The following is a 15,690-nucleotide window of genomic DNA, read 5'->3' as shown; positions in this document are numbered from 1 at the left end:
CTTTAGTCGGTTTACGGCGGATGATTGCAGGTTCAATTGCAAATAATCTCGGTTTAAATGCCCGTCAGTTGTATCTAATTTCGGTCAACATTTGTGCTGATTGCCGGTTTGCGTGTTTTCGATTGCAAACCGCTGCACCTGCCCGCTAGGGAGCTTCGATTTTAATACCGAGTTTTTCCAGAAATACCGGCGGCGAGGCATAGCACATTTCGCCGCTGACCGCGCTTACCGCTGCCTGGATGGAATGGCCCTTAGCCAATACTTCGCGGGTTTCGGCATCCAGTATCCGATATTTGATTTTCATCCTGTATTCGTATTCCACCAATTGCGCTTCAGCGATGATGCGTTGTTCAAATCTGGCGGGACGGATGAAGCGCAATTGCAAATCCACAATCGGCCAAACATAGCCAGTGTCTTTCATGGCCATATAACCGTAGCCGATTTTGTCCAGCATGGCGCAACGGGCAATCTCGATATATTTGCAATAGTGTCCATGCCAAGCGATGTTCAATAAATCGATGTCATGAAAAGGCACGGTCAATTCGACTTCGGCACGTAGCATCACTTATCCTCCGCAGCCGACCGGCTCCAATAAGGGTAAAAATTGAACCATTGCAGTGGCGCTAGGCGACAATAGGCCTCCAGCCTCTGCGCATAGCGCCTGGCCAGGGTTTCCAACATTTCTTTACGCTGCGGTTCGGCGCGGGGAATGCGGATGTGGTCGGCAAATAGCTCAAGATGAATTTTGAATCGCCCTGCCACCGGAAAGCAAAACAAGGTGTAGACCGGGCAACGCAACAGCGAGGCCAGCAGATAAGGGCCTTGCGGGAATTCGGCGTCCTCGCCCAGAAAGCTGGCTGATACAGTACGTCCGCCTTGCACCGGAATCCGGTCGCCCACCATGACTAAAAACTCGCCGCGTTCGATCTTTTCCTGCAAGGTAATGGCGATGGCCGGGCTCAACTCCGTCACTTGAATCAATTGGATGGTGGCGCTGCCTCGGCTGCCGAGCAAGCGGTTGAACTTCTCGGCATGCTTGGTATGCACCAGTATGTTCAGATGAATGTGGCCGCGCATCGTAGCGATGGCCTGACAAATTTCCAGATTGCCGATGTGCCCTGATAGCAGCATGGCCCCGCGCTTTTCTGCGATCAAATCCAGCAGCAATTGGCGATGGGGGAAATCGACTTGCTCGGGCGTGATGTTGCCGGTCCAAACCACAATTTTATCCAGCAAGGTTTCGCCGAAGCAGAGGAAATGCCGGTAACTTTGCCAGTAACCGCCGTTGATCGGCAAATCGGGATAGAAGCGGCCGAGGTGGCTTAGATAATCTCTTGAAGCCTGGCGGGCAAGCCGCCCGGCCAGAAAGTAGTAGCTGACGACCGGACGCAAAAATAAGCGGAACACCCAACGGCCGCCGGTCCGATACACCCACACCAATACGCTTATGCCCCACAGCAGGCTATTTTCCTCGACAGCGGCCCAATGACGGGCGGCGGTGCTTGCCGGTTTCATCGAAAATGCCTCAGCAACAGAGTCGGCATCCGTAACAACATGCCGAAAAACAAGCGGGCATGCGTCTGACTCAGGAGCAGGTTATCCTCCCAGGCCCGGAAATGCGAGATGCCGTCGAGTGGATAGCGCACATGGGTGGGAATGGAGATGATCGACACCCCTTGCCAGTAAAGCCGAACCAAAATTTCCGTATCAAAACCCATGCGATTTTCCATGGTAACGCTTTGGATCAACTGCGCGCAGGATGCCAGCGGATAGACACGGTAGCCACACATGGAGTCGGGGATGGCGCAGGATAGCGTGTTGATGTGCACCCAGGCATGGGTCAGATAACGGGCGTAATAGCGTAGTTTGGGAATCGAAGCGTCGAACAGCGCTCGGCCGATGACCGCCGCTGCCGGTGCTTGTTGGGCTGCGGTTAAGAATTTATCCAGGTCGTTTAAATCGTGCTGGCCGTCGGCATCGATTTGCAAGGCATGCGAATAGCCTTGAGCATGCGCCGCTAAAATCCCGGCTTTCAGCGCAGCGCCCTTGCCTTGGTTCAGCCCCAGTCTGATGCTTTGTACCCAGGCATATTGCGCGGATAATCCGCGAATAACCTCGGCACAGGATGCCTCGCTACCGTCATCCACCAACAGACAAGGCAGTTGATAAGCAGCCAAACGCGCGACAATCCCAGGGAGCGGCTTTTCGTGGTTGTAGACCGGAATCAGAATGCAGGGATTAAACAAGGTCGTCATGAAAGTAGATTCTTCCGGAGCTATATTCGCAGCTTACCGAGCGGTAACAAAAAGACAGTTTGTTAGCTGCCGGCAGATATTGCAATGCCAATGCCAATTCCAACTGCTGGCCAGGTAACAACAACTCTTTGAATTTGACCGATTCCATATGACTGAATACGCGGGTTAAACCCAGGTATTGCCGAGCGTAATGCACCGCCCATTGGATTTGCACCACGCCGGGTACTACGGCAATCTCATCGAAATGACCATTGAAATAGGTCAGATCGGTGGGGATACGCAAGCCCAACACCGCACTATCGGCTTGGGTTTGTTCGTTTAGTATTTCCGGGAACAAAACGGCTTGGGCAATTAGCGTACTCAAAAGCTGGCCTTGACTTTGCGGCGGACAGCCATTTCTCCCGCCATCAACAATCCCATCAACACGTAGGCGATGCAACCGTTGTAAAGGCTCCACAACCAGCGGTCGCCATACCAAATGGTCAGCAAAGACATTGCCGCGTTTCCGAGGAAAAAGCCGCTCCACACCAGAGTGACTTTGCGGGTATACAGCACGCCATGGGCTGGCAGGTTAGGAAACTCCAGTCTCGCCAAGCGCTCCACCACCGTCGGCGGATGAATCAAGCTAAAGGAGAATACCGCAAAAAACAGCAGGCTGACGAACACCGGATAAGCCAGCAGCCAGCCGGCATTGTTAACCAGTGCTCCAAGCAACAAAAACAGCGCGCAAGCCAATATCAACCGAGACTCGGCTTTACCAGCCGGTTTAACGGTTTTCTGCAACCAATAACGCAGTAAGAACAAACCGGCAAGCCCCAAGGCCATGGAGCGCGGCTGCAAATAATCGGCGGAAAACCAAATCAGAAAGGGATAGCTGACAGTCACCCCCGCAACAAGCACATTCAGGATGATGTGCCGAGGCTCTGCCTTAGGCCTTGAGTAAACACTTGTGTCGGGATGGGCTTGGCGTTTGGCCGGCAGCAGATTGTTGAGAAAATCCTTAAACATCCAGGCCTATTCTGCGCTGATCCGATAGACGGTATCGACCACGTCCTGGATGGTGCGAGCGTTTTTGAAATCTTCGGGATTGATGCGTTTGCCGGTGATCTCCCGCAGCCGCACCATCAAATCCACCGCATCGATGCTGTCGATGTCTAAATCCTGCCGTAAGTTAGCCTCCAAGGTGATGTCCTCGGCCGTTAACTCGAACATTTCCACCATCAGTTGTCTTAAGGTGGAGAATACGTCTTCTTGGGTCTTCATACGGGTGTTGTTTCCTATTGCGATATGCTAAAACCGGCCGGGCTAGTTATGCGACACTTGCTCAATAAGCACGATTAAACGGTATCGGTTTGATATTGTATTGTTCTTCAGCGCCACGCCAAGCGCCAAGTATCTCTGCTAACCGCGCGATAAATTACTACGCCAGGTATGGATTATACCTTGGCTTAAAGCAGATCGCTTATGCTCCTGGCAATCGACCTCACGAAACATCATCCAAACGCCAATGCCAGATAGACCTATCCTGTCGGCAAGATCCACTGCTTTGACCGTGGATAACCGCTTGAACGAGCTTGGGCAGGCCATTTTCCTGCGATGTCGGGTCATTAGATGGCTCGCGCGTCAGCCGCAATTGCCGCCCTGCGCTCCCCGCTCTCGTTAAAGTCATAGCCAAGGCCCAAGTCACATCAGTGCCGGGCAGATAAGGTAAGTAAGCGTCGGGCAAAGGCTGTTCGTACCACACCACCAACACCTGGGGAACATCCAACAGCATGCCGCCTGCTTCCAGAAAGGCCGAGAACAGCCCTTCCGTACCGCCGGCCAAGGCCACATAAGGTAAAAAACTTGCGCTGTGAAAACTGGACAAACCGGCTATGGCGTTATGTACGCACTGGCTGAAGCGACTAGGCGAGACCGTTTCAGCGCCGGCTATGTCCTCCAGCATCTCAAAGTAATACTGGCTTTCGCCGTGATTTGAGCAAAACACCGAGGGCATGTCACCGCTTTTGCTGCGGCTGCGCCAAGCCACTGCGCAGGCGGCTCTGGCTAAAGGTGACAGCCTGCGCCTTTGCATCGCCGGTAAAAATCCCACATCGGCATTGCCTTGCTGATACGGCAATATGTCACCGTCCGGCCAGCCATTAGCTTCGGGACACGGCGCCGATTGCCAAAAACACCAGTGTTTCAGTGTAAAAGCCAAGCGGTTTTCCAAACCATTCGCGTCCATGCTGTCGGTCAACTCAGGTATCCCAGCGCTGGAAAACCAAGGAGGTGTTGATACCGCCAAACGCAAAGTTATTGCTGACGACATATTCGGCGTCGATAGTGCGGCCGTCGCCGGTTAGATAATCCAGCGCCGCGCAGCGCGGGTCGGGATTATCCAGATTGTGATTCGGGTGAAACCAGCCGTCCCGCATCATCTGAATCGCCACCATTGCCTCCAAGGCACCGCAAGCACCCAAGGTATGGCCAGTGTAGCTTTTCAGACTGCTAATCGGCGTGTTGCCGCCGAACACTGCCGCAGTGGCCTGACTTTCGGCAATATCGCCCTGTTCGGTGGCGGTGCCGTGCGCGCTGATATAAGCAATTTGACCTGGCTCAATCCGCGCGTCTTGTAAAGCCAGACGCATGACCAGTTGCATGGTGTCTGCATTGGGTTGAGTGGCGTGGACGCCGTCGGCATTGGTGGCAAAACCGACAATCTCGGCGTAGATCCGTGCGCCGCGCGCCAAAGCGCGCTCCAATTCCTCCAATACCAAAGTGCAAGCGCCCTCGCCTATTACCAGGCCGTCGCGATCACGGTCGAAAGGCCTGGGGGTTAGTTCAGGCTGGTCGTTGCGGGTACTGGTGGCATATAAAGCATCGAACAACGCCGCCTCGGTGGGACAAAGTTCCTCCGCACCGCCCGCCAACATCACATCTTGCAAACCGAATTTGATCGCCTCGTAGGCGTAACCTATGCCCTGGCTACCCGAGGTACACGCGCTGACAGACGGGATGACTCGACCGCGCACCTGAAAAAACAAGGCCACGTTAGCGCAGGTGGTATGACCCATCATCTTCAGATAGGTAGTAGCGTTGAGATTGCCGATGTCATGATTAATCAGCATTCTGCCGAAGTCAGCGATAGCCGGCGTCGACCCGACCGATGAGCCATAGGCCACGCCGGTACGGCCGCTGCTGATCACCGGATCGCCCAGCAAACCGGCATCAAGCATGGCCAGTTCGGTGGCGCGGGTTGCCAGCAAGGCGACCCGGCCCATGCTGCGGGTGTTTTTACGGGTGTAATGCGCCGGCAGCGTGAAATTTTCCACCGGCCCGGCCAAGCGGGTCAGCAAACCGTTATAAATTTCCCATTCCGGTATATACCGAATGCCGGATTGCTTTGCTAAAAGTCTGCCGCGTATTTCCTCCCAGTCGTTACCTATGGGTGAAAAGCCGGCCATACCGGTGACAACGACTCTCCGCGTCAACATAAACCTCCATTCACGGAAATTACTTGGCGGGTAATATAGCCGGCGTCTGCGGACATTAAAAAAGCCACCAACGCGGCGACTTCTTCCGGCGTACCCAAACGTTTGGCGGGTACGGCGGCAAGGGCTTCATCCAAAGGTAAACCTTCCAGCATTTCGGTCTCGATTAAACCGGGCGCCACGCAATTGACGGTGATTTTGCGTTTCGCCAACTCAACAGCTAGGGCTTTAGTCGCACCGATGATGCCCGCCTTGGCCGCGCTGTAATTGACCTGACCGCGGTTGCCGACTAAACCGGAAACGGAAGACAGGGTCACGATACGCCCCGGCTTGCGCCGTTGTATCATCGGCATGACTAGTGGATAAAGTACGTTGTAAAAACCATCGAGATTACTGCGCAATACTTGATCCCAATCCTCGCCGCTCAGCGCAGGAAAGGCATTGTCTCGGGAAAGGCCGGCATTGCAGACCACGCCGTAATAAGCACCGTGGGCTTGAATATCGCTTTCCAAACTGTCTTTGGCAGCACTCCGGTCGGCTAAATCAAAACTCAACACGCGGGCCTGCCGGCCCAACTCGACGATTTGCCGTTTAACATGTTCGGCCTCATCCAGCCGGCTGCGGCAATGGATGACAATATCGTAGCCCTCACGGGCCAGGCGCAAAGCTATCGCTTTGCCGATGCCTCGGCTGGATCCCGTGACCAGGATGGTGGGTTGGCTCATATTCCTTTTCCGGCGAGAAATTTTTTCGAATCCTGTGGCAGCAACACATTTAACTTTGAGCTGGCCTTGATATTTTGCCCTGCTATCGTGCAATCGAACACCGACATATCGTTGGCGGCCTCGATAATCTTTTCCGCCCGCACGGTTAGCTTGGTGCCGCAGGGGAAACTACCGACCGAGCATTGAAAGTAGCGGGTACCCAATAAAAATCCCAAACCAATCGCTTCGCCACGACACTTCCGGTGATAACCGGAATAGGCGGCAATGGCTTGTGCCATATATTCCAAACCCACCCAGGCAGGCACATGTTGGTCAACGCTGGAAAATAGGCCGTCATCGCGCACGTTCAATTCGACCAAGATATGGTTATCGCTTACGTCCAACACCCTATCCAGCAACACCATACGCCCGGACTGAGGTACTAAGGTTTCGATGGCATAAGGAAAAACCGCTGGACTGTCAGGGATGTCCAATGAGCAAGGACACATTGTTTCCGCCGAATGAAAAAGAGTTGCTGAGGCAGTATTGTAGCGGCTTTGGCCCCTGATTTTCCAGCCCTACCAAGTTCAGCCGAACCATATCGGGATCAGGTTCGCCATCCCACTGATGGGGGGGCAAGCGATTAGCCGGGTTTAAATCGGACAATAGCAACCAGCATAAACCCGCTTCGAGTGCGCCGGCGGCTCCCAAACAATGGCCGGTTGAAGGTTTGCTGGAACTGCAAGGCGTATCGCCACCGAATAACCGCCCGACCGCCCGATTTTCCATCGCGTCGTTTTGCCAGGTTGCCGTTCCATGCAAGTTGATGTAATCGATTTGCTCTGGCTTTATCCGCGCGTCGTCTAGCGCCGCCTGCATTGCCAGCGTCGCGCAGCTGCCGTCGGGACGTGGGGCGGAGATATGGTAAGCATCGGCACTGGCACCTACGCCCAGCAAAGCAATGGCTCCCGGCTCACGCGTCATCAGGAATAAGGCTGCGCCTTCCCCTATCATCGTGCCGTCTCGATTTTTACTAAACGGATTGCAACGCGTTTTGCTAATCGCGCCCAAAGCGGCAAAGCCTTCCAGAGTGGTAAGGCATAAACTGTCCGCCCCACCCACCAGCACGGCATCGCAGACACCTAAGCGTAACAGGCGGCGCGCCGAAGCCAAGGCGTTGGCGCTGGATGAACAGGTGGTGGACACCGTGTACGCCGGGCCGCGAATATCCAGGTGAGCCGCTAAAAATTCCGCCGCGCCGCCCAACTCCTGCTGTTTATAGCGATAGCTAGCCGGCATGCTCCCGCTTGCCTTCAAGGCTTGGACTGCCGTTTCGCCCTCAGCAATCCCGGAGGTACTGGTACCTACCACTACGCCAATGCGACCCGCCCCGTAATGAGCTATGGCGGTGCCGACCGAAGACTCGATCTGATCTAGCGCCGACAGCAACAAACGGTTGTTGCGGCAATCGTATTGTTTAAGGTGGGTCGGAATGACCGGTAATTCAGTTAGTACACCGAATGCGGGAATAGCCGAATCCAGCCAGGAAGGCGGAACCGGCAGAACGGAGAGCCCGGCAAGCCATGCGGCTAAAATATCAGCCCGGCTGTCACCTAAGGCACAGACCATGCCTAAATCATGTAAATACAAAAACGACACCAATCAGTCAGCTGGATAGGTTGCCAAGATGGCCTCGATTTTGTTGGCGGAACGCTGTGTCATCGGATTCTTTTCGTCCCAAGCATAGCCGGCGAGAATGGAGCTAATCATGGCCTTGATGTTGGCCAACTGGTGTTCTTCAAAGATGATTTTTTGGAAGCGGCCATCGTACCAAGCTTCCACATAGGCCCGAAACACCTCTATGCCCTTGCGTAAAGCTTGCTCGTATTCGACTGGCCAATCCACCGACTCACCGCGTAATTGGCGGTCGACCAATGGCACGGCCAGGGCTGCGGATTTCATCGCGATGGTGACCCCTGATGAAAACACCGGATCGAGGAATTCGCCGGCATTACCAAGCAGCGCAAACCCTTGCCCATACAATTGCTTGACGTTGGCCGAATAGCCACCGATGGTATTAGCCGGCGTATCGAAACGGCTATCCACCAACAACTCAGCGAGCCTAGGTTCCTCCATCGCGATTTCCCTTAAAACCTCCAGCGGCTCGCCGCTACGTTGGTCCAGGAATCCGGCGGGCGTCACCACACCCAGCGAGCATCGGCCGTTGCTGAATGGAATCAGCCAATACCAAATCTCGTGAAATTGGGGATGAATCGCGATCAAAATCTTATTGCGGTCGTAATCTGTCGCTGTAATCCGGTCTTCGATGTGGGTGAACAAGGCTCGCCGCGGCGATAACGAGGACGGCGTTTCCAGGTCCAACAGCCGAGGCAATACTCTGCCAAAACCGCTGGCATCCAATACCATCGCCGCGCTCCAGCCTTTCTGCACACCCTTGGCATCGACGCTGGTCAGGCTGGCTTGCCCTGGATTGCTAAAATCAGCCGCCAGGATAGTTTGTTGATAATGGATGGGCACGCCGGCGGCTTCGGCCGTGTCGGCTAAAATCTGATCGAAACGAGCGCGCGGCACTTGAAAGGTGGTTCCCCAACCGGCGCTAAATTTCTGGGTAAAATCGAACTCGGTCAGTTTGCCGGCCCTGGAAAAGGCCGCACCGTTTTTAAACTGAAAACCTTCCGCAGTGACCGCTGCCAACATATCGGCATCTTCCATAAACGCCATGCATTGCGGAAGCAGGCTTTCGCCAATCGAAAAACGCGGAAATTGCTCTTTTTCCAGGATCACCACGCGATGGCCGAGTTGTTTCAGCATCTTGGCTGCCACGCTGCCGGCTGGGCCGGCCCCAATGATCAATACATCCGCATCCATTTACTTTCCTGCCGGTTTATCCGGTTAAAATATGCTCAATACAAAAAGCGGCAATGCCGCTAAGTTAATGCCATAGCCGTGTTCAATAGATCGTATTGTCGCACCGGCCACGCCCGCGAGCTAAGCCAAGTCAATCGCGGGCGTGGCCCGTTCCGACCAATTAAGCTCAACTTCCGGCAATGGAAATCAGCTGCCACCCGTAAAAATCTACTTGATGCAGGCACTCTACCAATTTCCCAATACACCAATATCAATGGACCCTAGCGACTCAGCACCTTTTGCCGTCCATTCGGGCCAGGTGGTCAGCCACGGCAATTTATGGTCAGACGTAACGGCCATGGCCGCGCAATTGCCAGACCGGCCCTATCTGTTTAATTTATGCGAAAACCGCTATCTGTTTTGCGTCTGTTTGTTGGCGGCAGCTGCGCGCAAGCAGATTTGCCTGCTGCCACCCGCCGGGCAAATGGCGGTTATCCTGGAAATTCTTCGCGATTATCCCGGTGCCTATATCGCCAGAGAACACGCCCCGCAGCAAGCAGGTTTGGAATGGTACGAAGTGGTCGCGCCAAGTTCTACAAGCATGGCATTGCCACCCCACTTGGACTGGCAGCGCAGCGCCGTCATCGCCTTCACCTCCGGCAGCACCGGCAAACCCAAACCCTGTGCGCACAGCCTAAATACCTTCAAAACCTCCGCCGAGATGGCGGTAAGCAGCCTGGGAATAGCTGAGCAACAATTGTTGATGCTGTCCACCACTCCGCCGCAACACATGTACGGCCTGGAAACCTCGGTGTTTTGGCCGCTGTTTTCCACGCTGGTGCTGCACGATGGACGGCCGTTCTTCGCCGAAGACATACGCCAAACGATTAAAACGGCGCCGTGGCCGGTCGTGCTGGCTACCACACCCACGCACTTGCGTTCCTTGATCAAGACCGACGCCCCTTGGCACAACCTGGCCGGCATCATTTCCGCCACCGACACCCTATCCGAAAAGCTGGCTGGCGAAACCTCGGTAATTTTAGGACAATCGCCACGCGAAATCTATGGCAGCACCGAAACCCTGTCGTTTGCCAGCCGCGAGACCTTGCGTGAAAATTACTGGCGCCCCTACTCGGGCTGCCGTTTGATTCGAGGCAAAAACGGACAAGCCAGCCTGGAATCCGCACATTTGCCGGAAGCGGTGCAGTTGCAAGACAGCGTTAATATCGATACCAACGGCCGTTTCGCCGTATTGGGCCGGGATCAGGACATGGTGAAGATCGGCGGCAAACGCGCCTCCTTGACCGAATTGAACCGGCGCTTGAAAGACTTAAACGGCGTGGAAGACGGGGTTTGTTTTATCCAAGAAAACGGTCGATTGGCCGCAGTCGTGGTCAGCCAACTAAACAGCCAAGCGATTCGGCTTGGCTTGCAGCCCTATGTAGACGAAGTGTTTCTACCACGAAAAATCCACTTTGTTTCAGCCATCCCTCGCAATGAAACCGGTAAATTAGCGAAAACCGAGCTGGAACACCTGTTGGCGGATTTGTCCTCTTCAGAGGGGCTAGCTATGAAGTCGCCTAAAAGCGATCAATTTTAACTTAACACCACGCTCATGATCTTGACTCTATGCCCTCTATAGTCTTCCTCCTCCATTTCTGTCCAGCCGAGCTTTTGATAGAAATCCGCTTGATCCGGCGTGAACAGATACAGCTTGGCAACGCCGGCCGTCTCGGCTTGTGACATGACGTGTTTTACCAGCTTTGCGCCTATGCCCTGCCGGCGGAATGCGGGCGTCACGTAAACGCTGGCCAGCCATGGTGTTAATTCCAGGTGGGTATCCATGTCGCTTTCTATAATCGCTGCCGAGCCAGCCAATGTGCCTTCATGCTTGCAAATGAAAGTGCTCGGGATTAGTTTGTTGCTTAGATAAGCTTGCATTCTTTCTATGCGATCTTCCAAAGTTTGGCCGGGATTGAGACCGGCCCATTCGGCTTGGTGCCATTGCGCCAAGGTTGGGATTTTGTGGGGTTCTTGGGAGAGGTTGATGATGTTAAATGGCATCGGAGGTTTCAAAACAGCTACACGTTAAACCCGCGTGGGCACAAAAAACGTGCCCACCCTACTACTCTTCTCGTTTTTTGCAGAGCTTGACGAAATACGCGACCCAACTCCGATGCCGGTAAATTAAACCGTTCGCTGAGCGGAGTCGAAGCGAATTGCCTGGCTTCGGCTCCGCTCAGCCAGCGGTATCTCGCGCAAATAAGTCCGTGACTCCGCAGCATTGAGCAAAACTTTCCTCAAAGAAAACCATTTTTCAATTCAAAAATAAGCAAGCTACGCAGCAACGGTGTTCCCCCCTATGCCGCGCCGAGCACCGGAGCTTTTATCGAGAACAGCCCGAAGGGGCACCGCAGGGATGCGGTGCGTCGGCAGAGGGGCCTGGAAGCCCCTTCTGCCGACCCTCGATAAAAGCTTCGGCGCGCAGGATCAAAGCGGCATCCGGGCCGCCTTTTCTTTGGATACTTTCTTTTGGCGGAGCAAAAGAAAGTATCTCGCCCGTCGGTGCGAGAACCGACATTAGAAAAATCGTCGCGATAGCGACACGTAATTTCATCAGGTACAGAAATGCTAGTACCCACGCAAAAATATTTGGTTAACGTTTTTTTGAATTTCTTTTCTGATACTCACAGCGATATAGCAGGTAATTTAATCGATGAATTCTTTTCATCGCCTCTGTCCCTTTAGCCAAAATATCCACCACGGAATCTGAAATGTCCCAAATAATCTCAAATGCCCCCAAATCAACGGTACTCGACGGCACATGCTCTTCAAGCAAAACAAAGTTTCGGATCAACTTGTATGTATTGCTTCTACAACCTCTTAGATCAAAAGTAGACTTTAAATTATCAGGAAGTCCCGCGTTATCTTGAAATTTAAAACTCCCTATTTCTATCAGACCTAAAAATACACTCCAAAACTCGTCTGGCATGTTTTTAATATTTTTTGCGTCAAGTATTGTAGAGTTTAAATAAATCTCTCCATTATAAACTCCAAGTACATATTGGTGTTTTTGGGTGATTGAGTATGCAAAAGTTGCAATTCCAATTGATGTAGCATGCCATTTCACTGGAGACCAACTGTCTTTAACTTTTGATTCTAAAATAAAAATTCGTAATATTTCTGCAAAAAGCGAAGAGACTCTTTCAGCTGTAGAATTACCTTGGTTAGTATCAAGTCCAATTCCATTCGTTAAGCAATGGGCATATTCATCTATAACGACATTCCATTCTGACTCAACAATATTATGTTTCATATCGAAGGAGAACTCATTTTGTGGTGTTTCTGATTTGAAGAGTACATCTACTTACCTAATCCTTGGACAATAGCCTGGAAACCCTCACCAAATCCTCCTCCGTATCCACCCCCGCCTCCGGCGTCTTGTCAACAATCTTCACCAAAACCCTCTCCCCATGCCAAAGAATCCTAAGCTGCTCCAACGACTCGACACTTTCCAGCGGTGACGCAGACCAACTGCAATACCGCTGCAAGAAGCCGACGGTGTAGGCATACATGCCAATATGCCTGAGATGCGGCAAAGACGAAACAGCAGGATCATGTTGATCAGGGAAAGTCGAACGGTTCCACGGAATCGCCGCCCGGCTGAAATACAGCGCATAGCCGTTTTTATCCAACACCACCTTCACAGCATTCGGATTGAAAATCTCGTCCACATCCAGAATCGTTGCGGCCAGTGTCGCAATACCGGCCTGATATTGTCCTGCCAGAGCCAAGGCAGCATCGCGAATATAAGCCGGTGGAATCAGCGGTTCATCACCTTGCAGGTTAACGACGATTTGTTCGTCGGCCCAACCCATGATCCGCGCCACTTCGGCGATGCGTTCGGTGCCGGACTGGTGGTTGGGATCGGTCATCACCGCTTGCAAGCCCAAATCGCTGACCGCAGCGAAGATACGTTGATCGTCGGTCGCCACCACTACTTGCTCGGCGTCGGCTTCGAGTGCGCGTTCGCACACATGCACGATCATCGGCTTGCCGGCGATGTCCAACAAGGGCTTACCCGGCAAGCGGGTGGAACCGTAGCGAGCCGGAATAACGACTTTAAAGCCGGTGCTCATTTACGTAGCGCGTCCGCTTCTTCAAAACTCAACTCGCGGGCTTCGTCTTCCAGCATCACCGGAATATCGTCGCGGATCGGGAAAGCTAAATTATCAGCCTTGCAAATCAATTCCTGTTTGTCTTTGTCGTAAATCAGGGAGCTTTTGCAGAGCGGGCAGGCCAGAATCTCGAGCAGTTTTTTATCCATGAGCTTTATCTTTGAGTAGTTTTAACAGTTGTTGGGAAAATGCCTCGGGCAGTTCGGCATCGATAGGTAAATACCAGTGCTGGTCGGTCGCAAAGCGGGCGCATTTCACCGCATCTTTTTCGGTCATAATCACTGGGCGAGGCTCTTTGAATTGCAAGTCTTCGGCGGTAAACGGATGGTGGTCCGGCAAGGCGTGGGTTTGACAATCCAGTCCGGCGGCGGCCAATTGCGCAAAGAAGCGAGCGGGATTGCCGATTGCGGCAACAGCATGGCAGGCCGTATCTTTAAATTCGGCTAGCGGCTGCTGTTCGCCGGTTTGCAAATTGATTAGTTGCTGGCCTTTGCAGTGCATCGGCAATTCGCCTTCCAGCAATTCATCCGGGCCGTTGACGACCACCAAATCGACTTGCCTGACCCGTTCCTGCGGCTCGCGCAGCGGTCCGACAGGCAGGCAATAACCGTTACCAAAACGGCGTTGACCGTCTATCACGACGATTTCGATGTCGCGCTCCAATGCGTAATGCTGCAATCCGTCGTCGGAAATCAGTACGTCGCAGGCGTTGCTTGACAATAATTGCCGGCCTGCGGCTACCCGCTCGGCACCGACTACAACCGGACAAGCGCAACGTTTAGCTAACAACACCGCTTCGTCACCTACCTGTGCCGGGTTGCTGTCGGCGGTCACCGCTTGCGGGCTAACGCCGGCCGCTCCGGCATAACCGCGGCTAATGACGCCGGGTTTGTAGCCGTTTTGTTTTAGAAACTCGACCATCCAGATCACCAACGGCGTCTTGCCGGTACCGCCTACGGTAATGTTGCCAACGATAATCACCGGCACCGGCAATTTAGTCTTTTTCAATATGCCGATACGGTACAGAAAACGGCGGAAGCGGATCGCGTCTACGTACAACATCGACCAGGGCATTAACCAGGCCGAGATGTACATTTCCTTATACCAGGCGTCTTCAAACCATTTAACTAATTTCTTGTTCACGGTTTTTCCGGTCGGTTGATAGCGAAGGTGATGTGATGAAAACCCAGTTCATTAGCCACATCCAAGGCGCTGACCACGGCTTGATGCGGCGCTTTGCCGTCGGCGCTGATAATGAAGGGCAATTGTCTGGAGTCGCCGGCGGTTTGCGCCAAAGCCGCTTTTAAGCCGTCCAGATTTTGATTCACCAGTTCGTGAAATTGATTGTCGTCACCGGCCAAGGCATACGAGCCTTTCACGTCGACGTATAAATTGATGGTCTTACCCTGCTCAGAGGCATCGCTACCTTGGGCTTCCGGCAGATTAATCTTCAGTTCGGAATGATGGCGAAAGGTGGTGGCTACCATGAAAAAAAACAGTAAAACCAGCAACACGTCTATCATCGGGATTAAGCCGATATCGACCTGCGTGCGGCGTTTGCGGCGGAATTGCATTAAATATCCTCGCGCGCGCCTTGCATGATGTCGATCAGGCGCAGCGATTCTTCTTCCATCCGTACCACGTGATCGTCAACCAGCCGTTCGAAATAACGGTGAAAAAACAGACTGGGAATCGCCACGGTCAAACCCGAGGCGGTACAAATCAAGGCTTCGGAAATGCCGCCGCTCAACACGGCAGGATCGCCCATGCCGCCTATCGCGATGTCGGAGAACACCCGGATAATACCATCCACGGTACCCAGTAATCCTAATAAAGGCGTGATCGACGCGATGCTGCCCAGCGCATTCAAATAACGCTCCAGCTCGTGCGTCACCTGGCGGCCGACTTCTTCGATACTGGATTTCATGATTTCCCGGCCATGCCTGCGATTCAGCAAGCCTGCGGCCAAAATCCGCCCCAGAGGCGAACTTAGTTTGATGCGCCTGATGGTCGGTTCATCCAATTTCTTATCGCGATGCAATTGCCAGATGTACGGCACCAGATCGACAGGAATGATGCGTTTGCGCTGCAAAGACCAAAAGCGCTCGCCGATAATCGCCATCGCCACGATGGAACACAAAATGATAGGCGCCATCATCCAGCCGCCGTTTTTGATTACTTCAAACACGTTGTCTATCCCTCTTTCATAAAA

The 15,690-nt window shown here is 53.3% G+C and carries 20 protein-coding genes; 1 reads left to right on the top strand and 19 read right to left on the bottom strand.

The genetic code is table 11. The annotated features are described in order from the left end of the window. Positions 1-145: 145 nt before the first annotated feature. The 12 genes from EBA_RS10615 to EBA_RS10560 form a co-directional block, all read right to left on the bottom strand. On the bottom strand, positions 146-562 hold the full coding sequence (locus EBA_RS10615; RefSeq protein WP_192374696.1) for an acyl-CoA thioesterase: 417 nt from the start codon (positions 560-562) through the stop codon (positions 146-148). Further along, a complete protein-coding gene (locus EBA_RS10610) occupies positions 562-1,515 on the bottom strand; it encodes an LpxL/LpxP family acyltransferase (RefSeq protein ID WP_192374695.1) in 954 nt (317 codons plus the stop codon). The genes EBA_RS10615 and EBA_RS10610 overlap by 1 nt, the downstream gene beginning before the upstream one ends. Beyond that, positions 1,512-2,255 carry a glycosyltransferase family 2 protein gene (locus EBA_RS10605; protein ID WP_192374694.1) on the bottom strand — a complete coding sequence of 248 codons (744 nt, stop codon included), beginning with the start codon at positions 2,253-2,255 and terminating at the stop codon, positions 1,512-1,514. The genes EBA_RS10610 and EBA_RS10605 overlap by 4 nt, the downstream gene beginning before the upstream one ends. Then, positions 2,239-2,619 carry an ApeI family dehydratase gene (locus EBA_RS10600; protein ID WP_192374693.1) on the bottom strand — a complete coding sequence of 127 codons (381 nt, stop codon included), beginning with the start codon at positions 2,617-2,619 and terminating at the stop codon, positions 2,239-2,241. Before EBA_RS10600 ends, EBA_RS10605 begins: the two co-directional genes overlap by 17 nt. Next, a complete protein-coding gene (locus tag EBA_RS10595; protein ID WP_225616140.1) occupies positions 2,616-3,263 on the bottom strand; it encodes a COG4648 family protein in 648 nt (215 codons plus the stop codon). The genes EBA_RS10600 and EBA_RS10595 overlap by 4 nt, the downstream gene beginning before the upstream one ends. A gap of 6 nt (positions 3,264-3,269) precedes the next feature. Next, positions 3,270-3,518, bottom strand: a complete 249-nt coding sequence (locus EBA_RS10590) for an acyl carrier protein (protein WP_192374692.1) — start codon at positions 3,516-3,518, stop codon at positions 3,270-3,272. A 220-nt stretch (positions 3,519-3,738) separates the two neighbouring features. Beyond that, positions 3,739-4,494, bottom strand: coding sequence for a beta-ketoacyl synthase chain length factor (locus tag EBA_RS10585; protein WP_192374691.1), 756 nt, complete (start codon positions 4,492-4,494; stop codon positions 3,739-3,741). A 1-nt stretch (position 4,495) separates the two neighbouring features. After that, entirely contained in the window at positions 4,496-5,731 is a 1,236-nt protein-coding gene (locus EBA_RS10580; protein WP_192374690.1) for a beta-ketoacyl-ACP synthase, read from the bottom strand. Beyond that, positions 5,725-6,453, bottom strand: coding sequence for a 3-oxoacyl-ACP reductase FabG (fabG, locus tag EBA_RS10575; protein WP_192374689.1), 729 nt, complete (start codon positions 6,451-6,453; stop codon positions 5,725-5,727). The genes EBA_RS10580 and fabG overlap by 7 nt, the downstream gene beginning before the upstream one ends. Beyond that, the gene (locus tag EBA_RS10570; RefSeq protein WP_225616138.1) at positions 6,450-6,941 is read right to left on the bottom strand and encodes an ApeP family dehydratase; all 492 of its coding nucleotides are present in this window, start codon (positions 6,939-6,941) and stop codon (positions 6,450-6,452) included. The genes fabG and EBA_RS10570 overlap by 4 nt, the downstream gene beginning before the upstream one ends. Further along, positions 6,913-8,061: a beta-ketoacyl-[acyl-carrier-protein] synthase family protein gene (locus EBA_RS10565; protein ID WP_192374688.1), complete on the bottom strand. Its 1,149-nt coding sequence runs from the start codon at positions 8,059-8,061 to the stop codon at positions 6,913-6,915. Before EBA_RS10565 ends, EBA_RS10570 begins: the two co-directional genes overlap by 29 nt. Before the next feature lie 33 nt (positions 8,062-8,094). Next, the gene (locus EBA_RS10560; RefSeq protein ID WP_192374687.1) at positions 8,095-9,321 is read right to left on the bottom strand and encodes an NAD(P)/FAD-dependent oxidoreductase; all 1,227 of its coding nucleotides are present in this window, start codon (positions 9,319-9,321) and stop codon (positions 8,095-8,097) included. 253 nt (positions 9,322-9,574) lie between these two features. Between EBA_RS10560 and EBA_RS10555 the strand changes: the two genes are divergently transcribed. Then, complete coding sequence (locus tag EBA_RS10555) at positions 9,575-10,900, top strand: AMP-binding protein (RefSeq protein WP_192374686.1); 1,326 nt, start codon at positions 9,575-9,577, stop codon at positions 10,898-10,900. Here the strand turns inward: EBA_RS10555 and EBA_RS10550 are convergent. From EBA_RS10550 to EBA_RS10520, 7 genes are all read right to left on the bottom strand, one after another. After that, complete coding sequence (locus tag EBA_RS10550; RefSeq protein WP_192374685.1) at positions 10,897-11,364, bottom strand: GNAT family N-acetyltransferase; 468 nt, start codon at positions 11,362-11,364, stop codon at positions 10,897-10,899. The genes EBA_RS10555 and EBA_RS10550 overlap by 4 nt on opposite strands. A gap of 592 nt (positions 11,365-11,956) precedes the next feature. Then, positions 11,957-12,616, bottom strand: coding sequence for a hypothetical protein (locus EBA_RS10545; RefSeq protein ID WP_192374684.1), 660 nt, complete (start codon positions 12,614-12,616; stop codon positions 11,957-11,959). A 55-nt stretch (positions 12,617-12,671) separates the two neighbouring features. After that, on the bottom strand, positions 12,672-13,439 hold the full coding sequence (gene kdsB / locus EBA_RS10540; protein ID WP_192374683.1) for a 3-deoxy-manno-octulosonate cytidylyltransferase: 768 nt from the start codon (positions 13,437-13,439) through the stop codon (positions 12,672-12,674). Beyond that, positions 13,436-13,627, bottom strand: coding sequence for a Trm112 family protein (locus tag EBA_RS10535; protein WP_033156289.1), 192 nt, complete (start codon positions 13,625-13,627; stop codon positions 13,436-13,438). Before EBA_RS10535 ends, kdsB begins: the two co-directional genes overlap by 4 nt. Further along, the gene (lpxK, locus tag EBA_RS10530; protein WP_192374682.1) at positions 13,620-14,621 is read right to left on the bottom strand and encodes a tetraacyldisaccharide 4'-kinase; all 1,002 of its coding nucleotides are present in this window, start codon (positions 14,619-14,621) and stop codon (positions 13,620-13,622) included. Before lpxK ends, EBA_RS10535 begins: the two co-directional genes overlap by 8 nt. Then, positions 14,618-15,052: an ExbD/TolR family protein gene (locus EBA_RS10525; RefSeq protein WP_192374681.1), complete on the bottom strand. Its 435-nt coding sequence runs from the start codon at positions 15,050-15,052 to the stop codon at positions 14,618-14,620. The genes lpxK and EBA_RS10525 overlap by 4 nt, the downstream gene beginning before the upstream one ends. Further along, the gene (locus EBA_RS10520) at positions 15,052-15,666 is read right to left on the bottom strand and encodes a MotA/TolQ/ExbB proton channel family protein (protein ID WP_192374680.1); all 615 of its coding nucleotides are present in this window, start codon (positions 15,664-15,666) and stop codon (positions 15,052-15,054) included. The genes EBA_RS10525 and EBA_RS10520 overlap by 1 nt, the downstream gene beginning before the upstream one ends. Positions 15,667-15,690 lie beyond the last annotated feature (24 nt).

Origin of the sequence: Methylomonas albis, assembly GCF_014850955.1 — a bacterium.
GTDB classification, from domain to species: domain Bacteria; phylum Pseudomonadota; class Gammaproteobacteria; order Methylococcales; family Methylomonadaceae; genus Methylomonas; species Methylomonas albis.
The sequence above is the reverse complement of the archived record's forward strand: the minus strand, read 5'-3'. Positions and strand labels throughout refer to the sequence as shown.

Excerpts from the sequence above, each read along its gene's own strand:
- EBA_RS10545 (WP_192374684.1), bottom strand. The coding sequence starts at position 12,616 with ATGAAACATAATATTGTTGAGTCAGAATGGAATGTCGTTATAGATGAA.
- EBA_RS10605 (WP_192374694.1), bottom strand. The coding sequence starts at position 2,255 with ATGACGACCTTGTTTAATCCCTGCATTCTGATTCCGGTCTACAACCAC.
- kdsB (WP_192374683.1), bottom strand. The coding sequence starts at position 13,439 with ATGAGCACCGGCTTTAAAGTCGTTATTCCGGCTCGCTACGGTTCCACC.
- EBA_RS10560 (WP_192374687.1), bottom strand. The coding sequence starts at position 9,321 with ATGGATGCGGATGTATTGATCATTGGGGCCGGCCCAGCCGGCAGCGTG.
- EBA_RS10595 (WP_225616140.1), bottom strand. The coding sequence starts at position 3,263 with ATGTTTAAGGATTTTCTCAACAATCTGCTGCCGGCCAAACGCCAAGCC.
- fabG (WP_192374689.1), bottom strand. The coding sequence starts at position 6,453 with ATGAGCCAACCCACCATCCTGGTCACGGGATCCAGCCGAGGCATCGGC.
- EBA_RS10610 (WP_192374695.1), bottom strand. The coding sequence starts at position 1,515 with ATGAAACCGGCAAGCACCGCCGCCCGTCATTGGGCCGCTGTCGAGGAA.
- EBA_RS10570 (WP_225616138.1), bottom strand. The coding sequence starts at position 6,941 with ATGTGTCCTTGCTCATTGGACATCCCTGACAGTCCAGCGGTTTTTCCT.
- EBA_RS10615 (WP_192374696.1), bottom strand. The coding sequence starts at position 562 with ATGCTACGTGCCGAAGTCGAATTGACCGTGCCTTTTCATGACATCGAT.
- EBA_RS10550 (WP_192374685.1), bottom strand. The coding sequence starts at position 11,364 with ATGCCATTTAACATCATCAACCTCTCCCAAGAACCCCACAAAATCCCA.
- EBA_RS10565 (WP_192374688.1), bottom strand. The coding sequence starts at position 8,061 with ATGGTCTGTGCCTTAGGTGACAGCCGGGCTGATATTTTAGCCGCATGG.
- EBA_RS10555 (WP_192374686.1), top strand. The coding sequence starts at position 9,575 with ATGGACCCTAGCGACTCAGCACCTTTTGCCGTCCATTCGGGCCAGGTG.
- EBA_RS10590 (WP_192374692.1), bottom strand. The coding sequence starts at position 3,518 with ATGAAGACCCAAGAAGACGTATTCTCCACCTTAAGACAACTGATGGTG.
- EBA_RS10525 (WP_192374681.1), bottom strand. The coding sequence starts at position 15,052 with ATGCAATTCCGCCGCAAACGCCGCACGCAGGTCGATATCGGCTTAATC.
- EBA_RS10580 (WP_192374690.1), bottom strand. The coding sequence starts at position 5,731 with ATGTTGACGCGGAGAGTCGTTGTCACCGGTATGGCCGGCTTTTCACCC.
- EBA_RS10535 (WP_033156289.1), bottom strand. The coding sequence starts at position 13,627 with ATGGATAAAAAACTGCTCGAGATTCTGGCCTGCCCGCTCTGCAAAAGC.